This is a genomic window from Mesorhizobium sp. WSM3879, assembly GCF_002294915.1.
Taxonomy (GTDB): Bacteria; Pseudomonadota; Alphaproteobacteria; order Rhizobiales; family Rhizobiaceae; genus Mesorhizobium.
In genome coordinates this window covers 226,744-245,364 of record NZ_NSFZ01000007.1, presented here as the reverse complement: position 1 = coordinate 245,364, position 18,621 = coordinate 226,744, and the positions used below count along the sequence as shown (strand labels likewise).

Below are 18,621 nucleotides of genomic sequence, written 5' to 3'. Positions count from 1 at the left end.
CAGGTTCCACCACGCCGGGATTGTTCCCGGCGATCGCGGCGAAATAAAGCTATTTCTTGGCGCGCGCGGCAACAGGCGGGGGTTCGATCGCCCCGGCGCGGAGACGGGCCGGCTTCAGCGCCGATCCGCTGCTGTCCTTGACGATGGTGAGCGCGCGCGGGAAGAACTGGTTGTTGTGCAGACCGCGCCCGATATTGAGGATAGCGGCGTGCGGCAGTCTGGCCTGCAGCATCGCCAGCACGCGCCGAAGCGTGGCGCCGTCGAACGTATCCAGCGCTTCGTCGATGATCACCCATTTCGGCTTCCTCAGCGCCAGCCGGGCAAAGGCGAGCAGCCGCTGCTCGTCGTCGGCCAGCTCATGCTCCCAGCGCGCCGAGCGGTCGAGCTGGAACGAGAGGCGCTCGAGGCCGACTTCACCGAGCACGGCGGAAATCTCGTCGTCGTCGATCTTGGTGCCTTCGGCATGGTTGAGCACGTCGCGCAGCGTGCCGAGCGGGAAATAGGGGGTGCGCGGCACGAAGAACGGTGTCTCTCCGGCCGGCATGCCGATGCGGCCGCCGCCCCACGGCCAGAGGCCGGCGATGGCGCGGAAGAACAGCGTCTTGCCGGCGCGCGGATCGCCGGTGATCATGACGCGCTCGCCGGCCTTTATCTCGACCTCCGTCTCCGCAAGCCTGGTGCAGCCGTCGGGCGAGGCGACTTCGAGCTTGTCGAATGTCAGCGTGCCATTTGCGTTTTCGCCGAACGCGATGCGCTTTTGCTTGGCATGCAGGATGTCCGTTTCGCCGAGCGCGATGCGAAAGTCGGCAACGCGCATCAGCGTTGCCCGCCAATCGGCGATGCCGCCGATGTTGTTGATGAACCAGCGCAGCGAGGAATTCACCTGGTTGAAGGCGCCGACGGCCATCATCAAACCGCCGAAGCTGATGTCGCCCGCGAAATAGACCGGTGCGGCGACCAGAATCGGCGCCACCACGGTGATCCAGCCATAGGCGTCGGTAACCCAGGACAGGTTGATCTGGGCGCTGTAGATGCGCCGCATGGCGTCGAGCACGCCGCCGAGGTCGAGCTCGAGCTGCCGCCTGGCGTCCGCCTCGCCATGGGTGAGCGCGATGGCGTCGACATTCTCGTTGACGCGGACCACGGAGGAGCGCAGCACGGCCTCGCGCGTGTAGCGATCGCTGTTGAAGCGGATCAGCGGCCGGCCTACCAGCCAGCTCAGCCAGGAGGCGATGCCGGCATAGAGGATCGCCGCCCAGACCATGTAGCCCGGTATTTCCAGCGAATGGCCGCCGACATGGAAGACGAAGCCGGAAGAGAGCTCCCACAGCACGCCGATGAAGGACACAAGCAGGATGAAGGATTGCAGCAGGCCGACGCCGAGATCGGTCGACAGGTCGGAGAGATGCCCCGCATCCTGCTGCATGCGCTGATCGGGATTGACGCCGATCGCGCCCGCATGGGTGAGCCGGAACGCACGCGCCGGCCGCATCCATTCATCGATCAGGTCGAGCGTCAGCGCCTCGCGCAACTTCAGCCGGATCGTCTGGTTGAGCCAGGTCTGGCCGACATTGAGCACCAGGAGGCTGCCGGCGATTGCGGCAAACACCATCAGCTGATGCAGGAAGCCCGGCAGGTCGCGCCGCGCCAGGGCATCGTAGAAAGGCTGGTTCCAGCGGTTGAGCAGCACTTGCCCGATCGAGGTCGCGACGATGACGCCGACAATCCCGATCGAGGCCCACAGGAGCCGCCTGCGCACCGGCGATGCCTTCAGCGCCAGCCTGATCGCCGCCAGCTGGTCTGAGAGGCGGCTCGTCTCGACTGAGAACGCGGCCTGTTCGATACTGGGCGTGTGGTCCATGATGCGAGATCCCTGCTGCCAGGAACGGTCATTGGCGGCGATGCCGCACCCCGAACCCGCCTCTGAGATAGGGTGACGATTGCCGTATGACGCAAGGCTTGGCCCCGATCACGAACGCGTCATCCGCCTGCCCGCGGCACCGGGCCGTCGCCCCGACGCCCGAGCGTCGTTGCGCCCTGTGGCGAGAACACCGGCACGAAGACGCGGCGCGAGGCGCGCTGCGCGACAGGCACGCCCTGGTAGAGCCGCTTCTGCGCCTCGACGACGATGACCCCGGAAAAGATCGGCCAGAGCCGCCGGCCGGCGCGCTCCAGCACGTTGTGGAACTGCATCATGGAGCGCCGCGGCGATGGCGGAAAGAACAGCGCGTCCGACCATGCGGCCGGCGTGAAATTGGCCTCGCGCAGCAATTCGGTGAGCTGGCCGCGCGAGAACGGCCGGCCGTTGCCGAAGGGCGTGTGCTCGAAACGCGCCCAGACGCCGCGCCGGTTGGGCACGACGATGACGACCCTGCCCGCCGGCGACAGCACGCGCCAGATCTCGTTCAGCGTCTCGCGCGGATTTTCGACATGTTCGAGCGAGTGGACGAGCAGCATGCGGTCGATGCAGGAATCGACCAGCGGCAGCTCCTCGTCGAAGACCAGCGCCGTCGCCGTCGGCCCCGTCGCCGGCCAGACCACCGCCCCTTGCGTCGCCGGCATGAAGGCAAAGACGCGCTCGGCATCGGCGCCGAACCGCTCCAGCCACGGTAGCGTGTAGCCGAGACCGACCAGGCGCTCGTTCGGAACGGGCGCCCATATCGACGACAGCGACATGGTGATCGCGCGCTCGGCGAGGCGCCCGAGCGTGGTCGAATAGAAGGACCGGAGATCGACGATATCGGAATGCATGCGCCGGACGGTAGCCGCGATATCCGGCGAGTTCAACAAAGGCGGATGACATCCGCGGCCGGGCGCCCTATGTCTGCGGCCACAACGGAGAGCGACGAGATGCCGGTCGAAATCGAACAGTTCATGTGCCGCACCGACAATTTCGGCGTTCTGGTGCATGACCCCAGAAGCGGGCAGACGGCGATCATCGATGCCCCGGAAGAAGCGCCGATCCTGGCTGCGATCAAGCGCACCGGCTGGTCCCCGACGATGATCCTGACCACGCATCATCATGGCGACCATGTCGAGGCCAACCTGGCCCTGAAGGAGCGCTTCAAGCTCACCATCGTCGGACCGGAAGCGGAACAGGCGAAGATCCCCGGCATCGACGAGACGGTCAGCCAGGGTTCCGTCATCCGCCTCGGCGAAGAAGAGATCGAGGTCATCGAGACGCCCGGCCATACCGCCGGCCATGTCTCTTACCATTTGCCGGCCTCGAAGGTGGCCTTCACCGCCGACACGCTGTTTGCGCTGGGCTGCGGCCGGCTCTTCGAATGCAAGCCGCCGATTATGCACGAATCGCTGAAGAAGCTTGCCGCCCTTCCGGCCGAGACCGTCATCTATTGCGGCCACGAATACACATTGGCCAACGCGCGTTTCGCGCTGACCGTCGACCCCAGCAATTCAGCTTTGAAAGAGCGCGCCGCCAGGATCGAGAAGCTGCGCGCCGACAACAAGCCGACCCTGCCGACGACGATCGGCGAGGAACTGTCGACCAATCCGTTCCTGCGCTGGCACGACCCGGCGATCCGCAGGCATCTCGGCATGGAAAGGGCGAGCGATACGGACGTGTTCGCCGAGATCCGCAAGCGCAAGGATAACTTCTGAGCGTTCCTTTATGACCAGCGCCGTCGAAATCGTCGCCGCGCTCGGCCTCGAGCCGCACCCCGAGGGCGGCTGGTATGCCGAGACGTTTCGCGACGCGGAAGGTGGCACGCGCGGCCATTCGACCGCGATCTACTTCCTTTTGGAGCAAGGCCAACGTTCGGCCTGGCACCGGGTCAAGGACGCGGCGGAGGTCTGGCATTTCTATGCCGGCGCGCCGCTGGCGCTCGCCATGCATGAGGAAGGCTCCGGCACCGTCGTCGAACATCTATTGGGCGCGGCACTCGCCGCCGGCGAGCGCCCGCAGATCGTGGTCCCGGCCGGCTGTTGGCAGTCGGCGCGCAGCCTCGGCGAATGGACGCTGGTCGGCTGCACGGTGGCACCGGGCTTCGATTTCGCCGCCTTCGATCTGGCCGAGCCGGGCTGGCAGCCGAAAACAGCCTTAAGCCAGCAGGAAACCAAGCGTGATCGCCAACTGGGCCGCATAATAGAGCACCCAGACCGCATAGCGCATCCAGACGCGATGCGGCGAACTCGCGGCCAGCAGGAAGCGCTCTGCCGCCAGCAGCCCGTCCGATATGATGAACAGCACGGCTCCGGCGATGACCCAGGGATGAAAGGTCGTGAGCGCCGAAACACCCATGGCGAGGATCGCCCCGGCATAGACGGCGACCGGAACGCGCAGGGCAGGTCCGACGCGCCGCCAAAGCGCGGCGAGCATCGTGCTAACGAAAACCGCCAGCGCCAGCGCAATGGCGCCGCGCCAGGACTCGGCGGTGAGCAGGCCGATTCCGCCACCGGCGTTCAGGAACAAGGCGACATAGGCGACATGCGCGGCAAGAAAGCTCGCCAGCCCTCCAAGAAAGGCTTTTTCACCGTCTTGGGAGAGGAACGCGTCGCCGGCGGCGCTGAGCGCCAGCGCTGCGACGAGCAGCGGCGGACCGCCTTGCATGACGGCGAGCGCCGCCAACAAGGCCACGGCCAGCGTCTTGGCGGCCGAACGGGCGAGGCGTGGCGGCAGCTCGAGCGCAAGGACGTAAATCGCGGCGGCGGCGATCGAGAACAAAAGCGTCGCATTGGGATTGGCGTCGATGCCGCCCGGAAACGGCATCATGCGCGCGCCCCGCCGGTCTTGCGCAGCCGCGAGGCGTCGGTGAGCAGTGCAAGCAGCGCCCACAGGGCGACCGCCGAGAAACCGATCAGTGTTGCGCGCCCCATGCCTATCCTCGGCGGCGCGCCGTGGCGCCTAACTTATTCGGCTGCTTCGAACCGTCTTGCGCTGATGGTCAGCGGGCCGATCTGGGTCCCGACCGTGGCGCGGATCGGCGCATATACGCCGGATTGGCCCACGGGTGCAAATGTCACCATCATGCGGCTTTTGTTCTTCAGGAAGTCCAGCGCCTTGCGGCCCTTGCGATAGCCCGCCACCGGCTCGAAGCCCATCTTGCAGGTCACGGTGTCGCCCTTGTAGCCCGGCACCGAGATCGAGCCTTTCGACGCATAGGTCAGCGACAGGTTGGCGCGCATCTCGCCATCGTAGAATTTGACGGTCCGCCCGCAGACCTTGTCCAGGCTGTCGGCATGGACGACGGTCGCGGCCATCGGATCGACCACCGATTTCAGGTCGCCGGAGCCGACCGGCACCCAATTCTTGGGATCGCGCTTGCCGGGCTCCGGAACGACTTTCGTCGAGGAGACGTCGCCATCGGCGAAGCGTATGTCGACCACCGATGCCTTCTTGCCGGAAGTATAGTCGGCCCGGAAGGCCCGCGGCCGCATCTGCTGGCCCGAAATCGTACCCTTCGACGAGATCGTGCCTTTCGTATCGTCGAACAGCTTGGCGATGCCGGCGGCCGAGACGGTGCCATTGATGGCATAGGTGTCGCCGTCGTAACGGCTGGAAAACGTCGCCCTGGCGACCGAAAGGCCGAGGAACGACACGGTGTATTCGCCCTTGAAGGACTGCGGCGAGGCAGCAGCGAAGGCGGTTGAAGGCACAGCGACGGCGAGCAGCGCAGCAAGGGCATGGGATGGGCAAAGCATGGCGGCGGCAGGTCCTTGATACTGGCGGAAACGCAACGGTTTCAGCCTGGCAATCCCTTCGCGCAGGGCTTATACGACGAATTCCGGCCTTTATATGGAGCGAGCTTGGCCGCCGCGTAGGTGCCGGAGCTTGACGTAGTGGCGAAATGCAACTATGGAACGCCAACTTTTTCCAAAGGCCGCCTGACCGAGACCGCGCGCCGCCTGGCGCGGGCAGAATGGTTTGGCAGGTTTAGAACTGAAGGTTAGACAAAATGTCCCGCACCTGCGAGCTCACTGCCAAGGCAGTCCAGACCGGCCACAATGTGAGCCATGCCAACAACAAGACCAAGCGTCGCTTCCTGCCGAACCTGGTCAATGTGACGCTGATTTCCGAAGTGCTGAACCAAAACGTTCGCCTGCGCATTTCGGCCAACGCGCTGCGTTCGGTCGAGCATCGCGGCGGGCTCGACGCGTTCCTGGCCAAGGCCGACGCCAAGGAGCTGTCGCAGCGCGCTCGCCTGCTGAAGAAGCAGATCGCGAAGAAGCTCGCCGAGCAGTCGGCCGCCTAAAGCTCTCTTTTCAGGCGGGGGACGACCGCCTCGAGCACCGGCTCCAAACTGGTGCTCGGACGTGAGCGCCGTCATGACGCTCGGCTGGTTCCATTACCCAGGATAAAAAAATGAACTTCCTTTCACGATACCTGCCTTTCGTGGCCGCCATGGCGCTTGTCGTCGTGGCGTCCAATATCCTTGTCCAGTTCCCGATGCAGGGCCAGATCGGCGGCCTGTCGCTGGCCGACCTGCTCACCTGGGGCGCCTTCACCTATCCTTTCTCCTTCCTGGTCACCGATCTTGCCAATCGTCGCTACGGCCCCGCGGTGGCGCGCAAAGTGGTCTTCGTCGGCTTCATGACGGCGGTCGTCTGCTCGATCCTTGTTCCGCCCTTCCTGTTCCGCCACGGTCTGATCGCGTTCGAGACCGCCGCTGACCGGCTGGTGCGAATCGCGGCCGCGTCCGGCGCCGCCTTCCTCGCCGCACAACTGCTCGACGTAACCGTGTTCAATCGTCTGCGCCGGCAAAGCTGGTGGCGCGCGCCGATCGTCGGCACGCTGGTCGGCTCTGTCTTCGACACGGTGGTGTTCTTCGGCGTCGGCTTCTCCGCCGCCTTCGCCTTTGTCGGGCCGAACGACGGCTTCGCGTTGGAGACGGCACCGCTGATGGGCGTGCTGCCTGTCGAAACCATGCGCTGGGTGTCCTGGGCGCTGGGCGATCTCTCGGTCAAGCTGATCATCGCGGTGGTGGCGCTGATCCCCTACCGGCTGCTTGCCGCCCGCTGGAGCCAGCCGGCCATCGCCTGACCCTTGAAGCGGCCCTTCGCGGCTTTACGCTTTGTTACGGCCATTGGTGCAGGATCGCCAAAACGATCCAGGACATTGCCATCAACATGACCATCCAGGGCACCGGTTGGAAACATGACTTTCTGCTTGCGCTCTGCGCGACGCTGCTCGTGCTGGGGATCAATGCGATCTCCGGCTTCCCGACCATCGCGGACCTTGGCGCCGACAATGACAGCATGCTGAGGTTGGTCGAAGTTCGCGACCTCCTGGCTGGACAGGGCTGGTTCGATCTTCATCAATACAGGATGGGCCTGACCGGCGGCTTCGTCATGCACTGGTCGCGGCTGGTCGACACCCCGATCGCGCTGATCATCTTCACCTTCCAGGCCCTGGGCGCCAGCACGGCTGCCGCCGAAAAGGCAGCGCAGATCATCTGGCCGCTTTCCCTATATGGGCTCACCATATTCGTCATCCTGCGCGCTTCCCGGCGTTTCGCCGGTACGGACGTGGCGATGCCTGCGCTGGTGCTGTCCACTGCGGCGCTGTTCTTTATCGGCATTTTCCACCCTGGCACCCTTGACCACCACAACGTCCAGCTCCTGCTCACGGCAGCCAGTCTCTGGCTTATGACGGAGGCTCCCTTCCGGCGGTCAGCCGCTCTTCTGTCCGGCCTGTGTGCAGGCCTCACCCTTGCCGTCGGGATGGAGACAGCGCCTTATGTGGCCACACTTGGCGCCTGCGCCGCCGTGCTCTTCATCTTCGATGAAAGGGAGCGCCAGACCGCGCGCGGCTTCGGCATCGGATTTGCCGCGATAGCCTTGGTGGTTCTTGTTGCCACCATACCGCCGTCGGCCTGGGGCGTGGCCGAGTGCGACGCCTTCTCGGCTTTCCAGTTCGTCATCGCGGCGCTGTCGGGCTTTGGACTCGCGGCGATTGCGGGTCTACCCGGACAGTCGACGGCTAAGAGGCGGTTCCTCTCAATGTCCGCGTTGGCCGTTGCAATTGCGGCCGTTGCGCTCCTGTTCTTCCCGCAATGCCTGGCATCGCCCTATGCCGGCATGGATGAGCGCATTCGCACCTATTGGCTGAACGACGTCGTTGAGGCGCAGCCCTTCCTCAGCGTGGCCGTCAACGAGCCGAAGCTGATGGCGGCGCGTTATGTGACGCCCTTCATCGCAATCCTGTTGATTGGCCTTCAGCTGCGCAGCCGCCGCCTGCGCCGCGAGGAAGCCCTTACCGCCGTGCTGCTGATCGTCGCTTTCGCCGTCAGCCTATGGCAGGTGCGCGGCTCGACCTTCTCGGTTGCCTTCGCGGTGCTGCCGCTCTCGACCTGGATCGCCGGGGTTCGCCTGCAGGCAACCGCCGCGCAATCGTGGCGCGTCTCCACCCGCATCGCGGCGGCATGGCTGGTGTCGCTCAATGCGACCTGGGCCGGCGTCGCCGTCGCCGCGCAGTCCGTGGTCCAAAAGGCACCCGCCAAGATCAATTCCGATGCCGATCATGCGCTGACCTGCGGCAAGGCCTCGGACTTCAGCGACCTGGCCGGCATGCCGGCAACGACGGTGCTTGCGTCCTCCAATCTCGGCTCCCCCATCCTGATGTTCACCGGCCATAGGGCGTTGGCCGGCCCGTATCATCGCAATGTCGGCGGCAATCTCGCCATGCTCGACGCCTTCATGGGAACGCCGGATGCCGCCCGCGCCATCGTTGAGCGCGAGCATGTCGGGCTGGTTGCCATATGCCGCGGCAATTCGGAAGAGCTTTCGCTCGCCGCCCAAGCTCCCACGGGCCTGGCCGCGCGGCTGCTGAAGCGGGACGTTCCGGATTGGCTGGAACTGGACAGCGCGACGGCGAACAAGCCGGTCGAGATCTACAAAGTCCGCTGAGGGCCGGCAACTTCGGGGAAAATGCGCAGCGAATTTCCGTCCCGAATTGGACAAAACCAAGCACCGCTCAGTCCTGGTGCAAGATGAATTCCAGGTAGAGGTTCCGCTGCAGGATCGATTGATTGTCATCCGAGACCAGCGACACCATCAGCGCGCCGTCGTCGCGGGTCCAGACGTCGAGCCCTTCCATATTGTCGATCTGGTAGCCCATATCGGCGTCGATCAGCACCGGACCGTCGGCGACCGCGCCCTTCTCGATGCTCTCGCCATAGATACGCCTCAGCCGCATCTTCACCCCGCGCGCCATCGAGAAGCTGCGTTCGAGTAGCAGCAGGTCGCCATCGGGCAGGAAGGCGCCGTCGGTGATGTCGAAATTGCCGTTGCGCTTGACGGTGAAGACGCCCTTCCTCGGTCCCTCGATGATGGCGGCATAGATGTTGCCGGCCTTGTCGAGGCTCTTTTCCGACACGACGACCAGGCCACCCTCGTGCTGGCCGTAAGGGTTGGCGTGTGTGACCGTCTCGAAGCCGCGGTTCTGGCGCAGCTCCCGCGCCGGGACCAGATAGTCGAGCGTCTTGAACGGAGCCTTCATATTGTCCGGCTCGACCTTGAACTGGACGACGCGCTGGTCGCGCTCGAAACCGACGGTGGCGATACCGTCCTTGACCGCGAGGCCTTCGGCGTCGACCTCCCATTTCTTCTCGATCGGCTGGCCCGAGGCGTCGACCATCTGCTGCATGCGGAAATTCGACACGCCCGAGGGGCGCTTGTCGGCATCGTGGGTGATGGTGCCGAAGAACCAGAAGCCGGTATCGGTGACGCCAATGAAATCGCTGCCTGATTTGAGGAAGCGGAAAGCCGAAAGTGCGCCGAAATCGCGCGACGGCGAGGTCATCTCCAGCCCGCCGACGAACTCGAGCGACCCGAACTGTTTCCGGTCGCGGCCGATATGGAACTCGGTGATCGGCCGCGCTGAAACTTCGATCGTCTCAACCGCAGCGCCTCCCTCGGCGAAGACCGGAGAGGCGGCCGAACAGACCAGCGCGCAAACAAAAGCCGTCCGCCGGCATCCGCCCCGCGAAAGGATCATCCGGCGCGCCTCAAGCCACCGCGCCGCGTGTCGCGCGCGCTCTCCTCGCCGAACAGCGATGCCAATTGCTCCGTCATGGCGCCGGCCAGCTCTTCGGCATCGACGATGGTGACGGCGCGGCGATAGTAGCGCGTGACATCGTGGCCGATGCCGATGGCTAAAAGCTCCACCGGCGAGCGCGTCTCGATGAGATCGATCACCGCGCGCAAATGGCGCTCCAGATAGTTGCCGGGGTTGACCGAGAGCGTGGAATCGTCGACCGGCGCGCCGTCCGAGATCATCATCAGGATCTTGCGCTGTTCCGGCCGGCCGATCAGCCGGTTGTGCGCCCAAAGCAGCGCCTCACCGTCGATGTTTTCCTTGAGCAGGCCCTCGCGCATCATCAGGCCGAGATTGCGGCGCGCGCGCCGCCACGGATGGTCGGCGGACTTGTAGATGATGTGGCGCAGATCGTTGAGCCGGCCCGGATTCGACGGCTTGCCGTCCTTCAGCCACTTCTCGCGTGCCTGCCCACCTTTCCACGCACGTGTGGTGAAGCCGAGGATTTCCACCGAAACCCCGCAGCGCTCCAGAGTGCGCGCCAGGATGTCGGCGCAAGTCGCTGCAACCGTGATCGGCCGCCCGCGCATCGAGCCCGAATTATCGAGCACCAGCGACACCACCGTGTCGCGGAACTTGGTGTCGCGCTCCTGCTTGAAGGACAACGGCTGCATCGGATCGATAACGACGCGCACCAGCCTGGATGGATCGAGATAGCCCTCCTCCAGGTCGAAATCCCAGGAACGGTTCTGCTGCGCCATCAGGCGGCGCTGCAGCCGGTTGGCCAGGCGGCCGACGACGCCGGAGAGATTGGCGAGCTGCTTGTCGAGGAAGGCGCGCAGCCGGTCGAGCTCCTCTTCCTCGCAAAGGTCCTCGGCCCCGACCGTCTCGTCGAAGGCGGTGGTGAAGACCTTGTAGTCGATTTCCTTCGGCAGGTTGAGGAAGGGATTTTCGTTGCGGCGCGCCTCGCCCGGCGTCTCGGCGTCGGAATCATCCTCGTCGGAAAGGTCGTCCGATGTGGCGTCGGTCGCCTCCGATTCGGCCGACTCTTCCTCGTCGGCGGAAGCCTCCGCGTCCTCGGACTGCGACTGTTCGGAGCCGGAATCGTCCTCGCCGCCTTCCTCGCTCTGCTCCTCGCCCTGCTGCTCGTTTTCCTCGTTGTCCTCCGAGTCTTCCGTCTCCTGGTCGTCGCCGAGTTCCTCGGCCATCTCCATGGAGACGAGCATGTCGCGCACGATGCGGGCGAAGGCTTGCTGGTCATCGAGCCTGGACGACAGACCGTCGAGGTCGCTGCTGGCCTTTTCCTCGACCCAGGGCCGCCACAGATCGACCAGTCGCTCGCCGCTCTTCGGCACGGTGCGGCCGGTAAGCTTTTCGCGCACCATCAGCGCCACCGCCTCCTCGAGCGGGGCGTCGGCCTTGTCCTTGACGTCGACGAGGTTTGCCCTGGCGTATTTGTCCTCGAGCATCGAGCCGATATTGTCGGCCACGCCCTGCATGGCGCGGCTGCCGATCGCCTCGACGCGGGCCTGCTCGACGGCATCGAAAATAGCCCGCGCGAGCTTGCCTTCCGGCGCCAGCTTGCTGTGGATGCGCTGATCGTGGCAGGCGCGCTTCAGCGCCATGGAATCGCCGATGCCGCGGGTGATCGCGATGTCGGTGCGGGAGGCCTTCTTCGGCAGCTCGGGCAGCCTGGCGCGGTTGCCGGCCAGCGCCGGCCGGTCCTTGGCGAAGCCGACCTCGAGGTCCTTGTCGCCGGCGACGGCGCGCATGCAGACGGTGACGGCGCGCTTGAAGCTGTCCGCTTCAGACCCGTTCTTCGGCTTGTTGCGCGTGTTGTCGCCCGGACCCGCCATCGATCATTCCCTGCGCGTTGTGGTCCGAAAGGCCAAGCCTTCCGGCACGCGCCTTACCCCAGCACCACGTTGGCGGCGCTCTCCGGCAGATCCTCGCCGAAGGCGCGCTGGTAGAATTCGGCGACCACCGAACGCTCCAGCTCGTCGCATTTGTTGAGGAAGGTGAGCCGGAACGCCATGCCGATATCGCCGAAGATCTCGGCGTTCTCGGCCCAGGTGATGACCGTGCGCGGGCTCATCACCGTCGACAGGTCGCCATTGATGAAGGCCGACCGCGTCATGTCGGCGACGCGCACCATCTTGTTGACGATCTCTTTGCCCTTGCTGTCGCGATAGTGCTTGGCCTTGGCCAGCACGATCGACACCTCGTTGTCGTGCGGCAGGTAGTTGAGCGTGGTGACGATCGACCAGCGGTCCATCTGCGCCTGATTGATCTGCTGCGTGCCGTGATAGAGGCCGGTGGTGTCGCCGAGACCCACCGTGTTGGCGGTGGCGAACAGCCGGAAGGCCGGATGCGGGCGTATGACGCGGCTCTGGTCGAGCAGCGTCAGCCGGCCCGACGATTCCAGCACGCGCTGGATGACGAACATCACGTCCGGGCGTCCGGCATCGTACTCGTCGAAGCAGAGTGCGACGTTGTGCTGATAGGCCCAGGGCAGGATGCCGTCGCGAAATTCCGTGACCTGCAGGCCTTCCTTGACGACTATGGCGTCCTTGCCGACGAGATCGATGCGGCTGACATGGCTGTCGAGATTGACGCGCACGCAGGGCCAGTTGAGGCGCGCGGCAACCTGCTCGATATGGGTGGACTTGCCGGTGCCGTGATAGCCCGACACCATGACGCGGCGGTTGTAGGCGAAGCCGGCGAGGATCGCCAAAGTCGTTGCCTTGTCGAACAGATAGTCGGGGTCGATGTCGGGCACGTGCTCGGTCGCCGCGGAATAGGCCGGAACCACCATCTTGGAGTCGAAGCCGAATTTCTCCTTCACCGGCACCGTCGTATCGGGCAGGTTGGCGATGTCGCGATCGACCTTGTTCATCTCTATCAACGTCTCCACGGGCGAAACGCCGCGTTTCGCCGGCAATCGATTTTGTTCGGGGGCGGTCTTAGAGCCTTTTCCAACCTTATGAAAGTTGGAAAACGACATGGACCGTAGGGTCGCTCAGCACAATCCTGCTTGCTTGAGCACGCGATAGGCCTGCAGCACATCGCGGAACCGGTCTTCCGAACCTCTGTCGCCGCCATTCGCATCCGGATGGTGGCGCTTTACGAGTTCCTTATAGCGCGCCTTGATATCCTTGCCAGTCGCCTTTGTATCAAGGCCAAGCGTTTCCAGCGCCTTGGCCTCAAGCGGCTTTGCCTTGCGCTCGCGCACTTCGCGCGTTCCGCCGCCGAACAGATTGAAGGGATCGCGCATGCGGTTGTAGTAGCCTGCACGCCCGGAGCGCTGCTGCGCGAAGTCTGGCGCCGAACGCATGCCGCCGCCATTGGCGCCCATGCGCCAGGTCGGCCGGTGTCCGGTCAGCGCCTCTTTCTGGAAGCGGGCGATCTCGCTGTCCGAGACGCCCGAGAAGTAGTTGAAGCTCTTGTTGTATTCGCGCACATGCTCAAAGCAGAAGCGGAAATATTCGCCCTCCTTCAGGCGCCCGACCGGCGCGCGATGCGTACCGGCCTCGCGGCAACCGTCCCACTGGCAGATCGGCGCGCGCGACTTCAGCTCCGCGTCCTTTTCCGGCCGGATGCGAATTTTCTCGAAATATTTGGGATACGGTTTCATCCTCACCCATTTATGGGCTGTTCGCTACCGCGAAACAAGAATTGACATTTCGCTGATGATCGCCCTAACCGCTGAATCGCGGCCTAAAGCGGTCGAAAGCGCAGATTTTGCGGCGGTACCGCAGATGTGGTGAAGGGAAGCCCCGATGTCCATACAGTCGACGATGGAAAACAAGCTGAAGGCGGCATTTTCGCCGGAAAGGCTCACCGTCATCAACGAAAGCCATCTTCACGCCGGCCATCACCACGTCGAGCACGGCCACGAGGCCGTCTTCGACGGCACGGGCGAGACCCATTTCCGCGTCCGTATCGTCTCGCAGAATTTTGCCGGCATGAACCGCATCGAGCGCCACCGCGCCGTCAATCGCCTCCTTGCCGACGAATTGAAGGCCGGCGTGCACGCGCTGGCGATTGAGCCTGCAGCACCTGGTGAGAAGACACGCTGGTAAGCTCGGCGGGCCGGGGGCCGCTCAGATCACCGCTTCGATGAGGAACGGCCCCGGACGCGACAGCGCGCTGTCGAGCAGCGCGTCGAAGCGCTCGCATGTGTCGGCGCGGGCTGCTTCCACCCCCATGCCGCTTGCCAGCGAAACCCAGCCCAGAGCCGGCTGATCAAGGTCGAGCATTCGCCTGGCATTCTCGCCGATCGCGTTCACCCCGACATTGCGCATCTCGCCGTGCAGGATGGCGTAGGTCCGGTTGGAAAAGACGATCGTCACCACGTCGAGCTTTTCCCGCGACTGGGTCCATAATCCCTGCACCGTGTACATGCCGCTGCCGTCCGCTTCCAGATTCAGCACCTTGCGGCCAGGACAGGCGATGGCCGCGCCAGTCGCCATTGGAATGCCGCCGCCGATCGATCCGCCTGTGCCCATCATGTAATCGTGCGGGGCGGCAAAGGCCGAGAGCGCAAAATAGCGCCGCGCCGAGGTGACGGCCTCGTCGCAGACGATCGCATTCTCCGGCAGCTTCCGGGCTACCGAAAGTGCAACCGCGTCGTCCGTCAGCTTGCCGCGCGGGGCCGGCTCATCGGGAAAGGCCGTGGCGACGGGCACCGGCTGCGACGGTTTGATGCCCAGTTCATCGCGAAGCGCAGCGAGTGCCGCCTTCAAATTCTCGCCATGCTCGGCCAACGACATCACTTCACAGCCTTCGCTCACAAGCCGGCCCGGCTTTCCGGGATAGGCAAAGAACGCCACCGGTTCCTTGGCTCCGACGAGGATCAGGAGATCGATGTCGGCAAGGAGGGTGCGCGCGGCGTCGATCGGATATGGAACGCGGGTAGGCGCAACGCGGCCCCGGCCGCGCTGCATCCGGGCGATCAGAACGTCGCTGAACAGCCGGACATCCGAAACCGCCGATATCTGTCCGGCGATTTCCAAGGCATCCTCACGCGCGGCCGGCCCACGCAGGATCATGCCGACGCGACCGGGCGCGGCGCGAATGGCTCCGGCAATCTTGCGCACGATGGCTGCGTCGACCGAAGGCGGCGCCGCAAGCTCCACCTTGGCCGACAGGAGCGGACTGGCCTCTCCCCACGCCGCGTCCGCCGGCAGGATCAGCGTAGCGATGCCGGGAGGCGTCAGCGAAGCGCGAAAGGCCGCCTGCGCGGCCGGCGCGATGTCGGCCGGACCGGCGATGCGGCGGACCCAGTTCGACATCGGCGCGGCGAGACCTTCAATGTCGCTGGTGAGCGGCGCGTCGAGCGGCAGATGATAAGAGGCATGGTCGCCGACGATGTTGATCATCGGCACGCGGGCGCGCCGGGCATTGTGGATGTTGGCCAGGCCATTGGCCAATCCGGGGCCGGTGTGGAGCAGCGTCGCGGCCGGCCGATCGGTCATCCTGGCGTAGCCGTCGGCGGCACCCGTCACCACACCCTCGGCAAGACCGAGCACGCAGCGCATCTCCGGCTTGCGGTCGAGCGCCGCGACGAAGTGCATTTCCGAGGTACCGGGATTGGCGAAGCAGACATTCACGCCGTTCGCCAGCAGCACATCGCAAAGCACATCGGCGCCATTCATCGCGTTCCCTCTCGTCCGATTGTCCCCGGACAATTGAGCCGACAAGTCTTCATGCCGCAATGTCCGGTCAACGACTTTGAGGTGATCCAGCTTCAGGAGTGCCGGCGGGTTCAGGCGACCGTCGCCTTCAAGAAAGCCATGACAGCGGCAGTCAGCGCATCGCCGTCCTCCCCGAAGCGGTGGTTGAATCGCCCATATGCCAATAGGCGCCGCCGTCGAATCGGGTTACCTCGGATTCCCTGGTCGCGGCCGGTTCGCGAGATCGTGGGCCGCGGCTGCATGGGCCGGCGCGCTCCGCCGCCCCGGGGGGGCACCATGGAACATTTGCCTGATCTGGCGGTTTGATGCAGGCCCGGCCCTTGCCTCGTCCATGCTGGGCGGATTGCTAGTCGGACCGGAGAACCGATGCCCTCGGCCGACGCTTCCGAACGGTGACCACCAATGAGGAAGACGTATCGACCTCCATCCGCGCCGCCCAATCGGCGCACAAGCCGTTCGGAACCTCTGCGCCTGTTTCCGCCAATTGCGCTGGCGGTATTCCTTTCGGCTCCGGCGGCTGCCCATCAGGCGCCCACGGGCTGGCAGTATGACAGCTCATGCTGCTCGGGAATGGACTGCTACCAAGCACCCGCGGCCGACGTGAAGGAAACGAAATATGGGTACCAGCTCTCCACCGGAGAGCTCATTCCCTACTCCGATCGTCGGATCAGGCGTTCGCGTGACGAGTTCTTTCACGAGTGTAAGCCCGGTGGCGACGCGAATTCTCAGCATTCCTTCTGCCTCTACGTTCCCGATCACGACATGTGAGTGGAAAACCTAAGATTTTCCTTGAAGCTCTCCCGGCCATCACCACCTAATCATCATGGGTGAGCATTCCGTCCGCATCGGGTGCTGTGAGTCGTCAATGCCCGATTGCAGGCGCTCTCTCTCATATGAGGGAACCACAATGCTTTCCGGCAGTTGAATACGAGACGAGCCGACTGGCCGACTGGCAACCAGAGCGGCTCTGAGGGCAGAATATCATGCGAGAGAACCAATCCGACGTCTTCGATCTGTTTTCGGAGATATATTCCAACGCGGCCCAGGAAGAGATGAGCCTCCAGCAGTATCTGCTTGGCTGCCGCGAAGACAAATCCATGTATGCCTCGGCGCCCGAACGAATGGTCGAGGCCATCGGCGAGCCCAATCTGGTCGACACCAGCAAGGATGAGCGGCTCGGGCGCATCTTCTCGAACCGGACCATCAAGGTGTACCCCTCCTTCTCCGATTTCTACGGAATGGAGGATACGATCGAGCGCATCGCCGGGTATTTCCGTTATGCCTCGCAGGGTCTCGAGGAGCGCAAGCAGATCCTTTACCTGCTCGGGCCGGTCGGCGGCGGCAAGTCCTCGCTTGCCGAACGGCTGAAGAAGCTCATGGAACAGCGCCCGATCTACACGCTGAAGGTCGGCAACCAGATCAGCCCTATATTCGAATCGCCGCTTGGCCTTTTCCACCCCGATCGGATGGGCGATCTGCTGGAAGACAAATACGGGATAGCCCGCCGCCGCCTGAATGGGCTCATCTCGCCTTGGGCGGCCAAACGGCTCGACGAACTGTCCGGCGACATTTCCAAATTCAGCGTGGTCAAGCTGTCGCCATCGCGTCTGCGTCAGATCGCCATCGCCAAGACCGAGCCCGGCGACGAGAACAACCAGGACGTCTCGGCCCTGGTCGGCAAGGTCGACATCAGGCAGTTGGAACATTTCAGCCAATCCGATCCGGATGCCTACTCCTACAGCGGCGGCTTGAACCGGACGACGCAGGGCCTGCTCGAATTCGTCGAGATGTTCAAGGCGCCCATCAAGGTCCTGCACCCGTTGCTGACGGCAACCCAGGAAGGCAGCTACAACGGCACCGAGAATTTCGGCTCCTTCCCCTATCAGGGCATCGTCGTTGCCCATTCCAACGAATCGGAATGGCAGCAATTCAAGAACAACAAGAACAATGAGGCCTTCCTCGACCGCATCCTTGTGGTCAAGGTTCCGTATTGCCTTCGCATCACCGAAGAGAGGCAGATTTACGAGAAACTTCTGCGCGAGAGCGATCTGGCGAACAGTCCCTGCGCGCCCGAAGTGCTGGACATCCTCAGCCGTTTCACCGTCTCGACCCGGCTTGCCGAGCACGAGAACTCGCCGCTCTACACCAAGATGCGCGCCTATGACGGCGAGAACCTCAAGGAGATCGACCCGAAGGCGAAGTCGGTCCAGGAATATCGCGATGCCGCCGGCGTCGACGAAGGCATGACCGGGGTCAGCACGCGCTTCGCCTTCAAGATTCTGTCGCAGACTTTCAACTACGACACCAAGGAGGTCGCAGCCGATCCCGTGCACTTGATGTACATCCTCGAGGAGGCGATCAAACGCGAGCAATTCCCCAAGGAAACCGAAGCCGCGTACCTCGAGTTCATCAAATCGGAACTTGCAGCGCGCTACGCCGAGTTCATCGGCCACGAGATCCAGAAGGCTTACTTGGAATCGTATAGCGAGTACGGCCAGAACCTTTTCGACCGCTACATCGCCTATGCCGATGCCTGGATCGAGGATCAGGACTACAAGGATCCCGATACCGGCCAGATCCTCAATCGCGAGGTCCTGGACAAGGAATTGTCGCAGGTTGAAAAGCCGGCCGGCATCGCCAATCCCAAGGATTTCCGCAACGAGGTGGTCAAGTTCACCTTGCGCGCCCGGGCGCGCAACCATGGCCGCAATCCGTCCTGGACGAGCTATGAAAAGCTTCGCGAAGTGATCGAGAAGCGCATGTTCGGTCAGGTCGAGGATTTGTTGCCGGTGATCAGCTTCGGCTCCAAGCAGGACAGCGTCACCGAGAAGCGGCACAACGAATTCGTGCAGCGGATGGTGGAGCGCGGCTACACTCAGCGGCAGGTGCGCCGGCTGGTCGACTGGTACATGCGCGTGAACAAGGCTGGCTGAC

At 64.0% G+C, this 18,621-nt stretch carries 15 protein-coding genes and 1 pseudogene; 7 read left to right on the top strand and 9 right to left on the bottom strand.

What is annotated here, in order from left to right; translation table 11 throughout:
- Positions 1-49: 49 nt before the first annotated feature.
- Positions 50-1,861 (bottom strand): ABC transporter ATP-binding protein/permease, encoded by a 1,812-nt coding sequence (locus CK218_RS18095; protein ID WP_095828432.1) that lies wholly within the window; start codon positions 1,859-1,861, stop codon positions 50-52.
- Positions 1,862-1,980: 119 nt separating this feature from the next.
- On the bottom strand, positions 1,981-2,751 hold the full coding sequence (locus CK218_RS18090) for a methyltransferase domain-containing protein (RefSeq protein ID WP_095828431.1): 771 nt from the start codon (positions 2,749-2,751) through the stop codon (positions 1,981-1,983).
- A gap of 99 nt (positions 2,752-2,850) precedes the next feature.
- Between CK218_RS18090 and gloB the strand changes: the two genes are divergently transcribed.
- A complete protein-coding gene (gene gloB, locus CK218_RS18085) occupies positions 2,851-3,618 on the top strand; it encodes a hydroxyacylglutathione hydrolase (RefSeq protein ID WP_066990304.1) in 768 nt (255 codons plus the stop codon).
- 10 nt (positions 3,619-3,628) lie between these two features.
- A pseudogene (locus CK218_RS18080) lies at positions 3,629-4,051 on the top strand (cupin domain-containing protein); the annotation flags it as partial.
- 6 nt (positions 4,052-4,057) lie between these two features.
- On the opposite strand, the gene CK218_RS18075 reads toward CK218_RS18080, so the two are convergent.
- Positions 4,058-4,729, bottom strand: a complete 672-nt coding sequence (locus tag CK218_RS18075) for a lysoplasmalogenase (RefSeq protein WP_066990310.1) — start codon at positions 4,727-4,729, stop codon at positions 4,058-4,060.
- A gap of 137 nt (positions 4,730-4,866) precedes the next feature.
- Positions 4,867-5,658, bottom strand: a complete 792-nt coding sequence (locus tag CK218_RS18070) for a DUF3108 domain-containing protein (protein ID WP_095782781.1) — start codon at positions 5,656-5,658, stop codon at positions 4,867-4,869.
- A 254-nt stretch (positions 5,659-5,912) separates the two neighbouring features.
- Here CK218_RS18070 and rpmB point away from each other — a divergent pair, with 254 nt between their 5' ends.
- The 3 genes from rpmB to CK218_RS18055 all read left to right on the top strand — a co-directional run bounded on the left by rpmB (position 5,913) and on the right by CK218_RS18055 (position 8,862).
- On the top strand, positions 5,913-6,209 hold the full coding sequence (gene rpmB, locus CK218_RS18065) for a 50S ribosomal protein L28 (protein ID WP_066990317.1): 297 nt from the start codon (positions 5,913-5,915) through the stop codon (positions 6,207-6,209).
- Between the two features lie 110 nt (positions 6,210-6,319).
- Positions 6,320-6,997 carry a queuosine precursor transporter gene (locus tag CK218_RS18060; RefSeq protein ID WP_095779332.1) on the top strand — a complete coding sequence of 226 codons (678 nt, stop codon included), beginning with the start codon at positions 6,320-6,322 and terminating at the stop codon, positions 6,995-6,997.
- An 86-nt stretch (positions 6,998-7,083) separates the two neighbouring features.
- Positions 7,084-8,862 (top strand): polysaccharide biosynthesis protein GtrA, encoded by a 1,779-nt coding sequence (locus CK218_RS18055; protein WP_095828430.1) that lies wholly within the window; start codon positions 7,084-7,086, stop codon positions 8,860-8,862.
- 67 nt (positions 8,863-8,929) lie between these two features.
- On the opposite strand, the gene CK218_RS18050 is transcribed toward CK218_RS18055, so the two are convergent.
- The 4 genes from CK218_RS18050 to CK218_RS18035 form a co-directional block, all read right to left on the bottom strand.
- On the bottom strand, positions 8,930-9,952 hold the full coding sequence (locus CK218_RS18050; RefSeq protein ID WP_066990326.1) for an esterase-like activity of phytase family protein: 1,023 nt from the start codon (positions 9,950-9,952) through the stop codon (positions 8,930-8,932).
- Positions 9,949-11,847, bottom strand: coding sequence for a cobaltochelatase subunit CobT (gene cobT, locus CK218_RS18045; protein WP_095828429.1), 1,899 nt, complete (start codon positions 11,845-11,847; stop codon positions 9,949-9,951). Before cobT ends, CK218_RS18050 begins: the two co-directional genes overlap by 4 nt.
- 53 nt (positions 11,848-11,900) lie before the next feature.
- Positions 11,901-12,887 (bottom strand): cobaltochelatase subunit CobS, encoded by a 987-nt coding sequence (cobS, locus tag CK218_RS18040; RefSeq protein ID WP_066990333.1) that lies wholly within the window; start codon positions 12,885-12,887, stop codon positions 11,901-11,903.
- A 123-nt stretch (positions 12,888-13,010) separates the two neighbouring features.
- Complete coding sequence (locus tag CK218_RS18035) at positions 13,011-13,625, bottom strand: J domain-containing protein (protein ID WP_095828428.1); 615 nt, start codon at positions 13,623-13,625, stop codon at positions 13,011-13,013.
- Between the two features lie 145 nt (positions 13,626-13,770).
- Between CK218_RS18035 and CK218_RS18030 the strand changes: the two genes are divergently transcribed.
- Positions 13,771-14,073, top strand: coding sequence for a BolA family protein (locus CK218_RS18030; RefSeq protein WP_067319180.1), 303 nt, complete (start codon positions 13,771-13,773; stop codon positions 14,071-14,073).
- A gap of 21 nt (positions 14,074-14,094) precedes the next feature.
- Here CK218_RS18030 and CK218_RS18025 read toward each other — a convergent pair whose 3' ends face one another.
- The gene (locus tag CK218_RS18025) at positions 14,095-15,648 is read right to left on the bottom strand and encodes an acetolactate synthase large subunit (protein ID WP_095828427.1); all 1,554 of its coding nucleotides are present in this window, start codon (positions 15,646-15,648) and stop codon (positions 14,095-14,097) included.
- Between the two features lie 1,022 nt (positions 15,649-16,670).
- Here CK218_RS18025 and CK218_RS18015 point away from each other — a divergent pair.
- Complete coding sequence (locus tag CK218_RS18015) at positions 16,671-18,620, top strand: PrkA family serine protein kinase (RefSeq protein ID WP_066990342.1); 1,950 nt, start codon at positions 16,671-16,673, stop codon at positions 18,618-18,620.
- The last annotated feature ends 1 nt before the right edge of the window (position 18,621 follow it).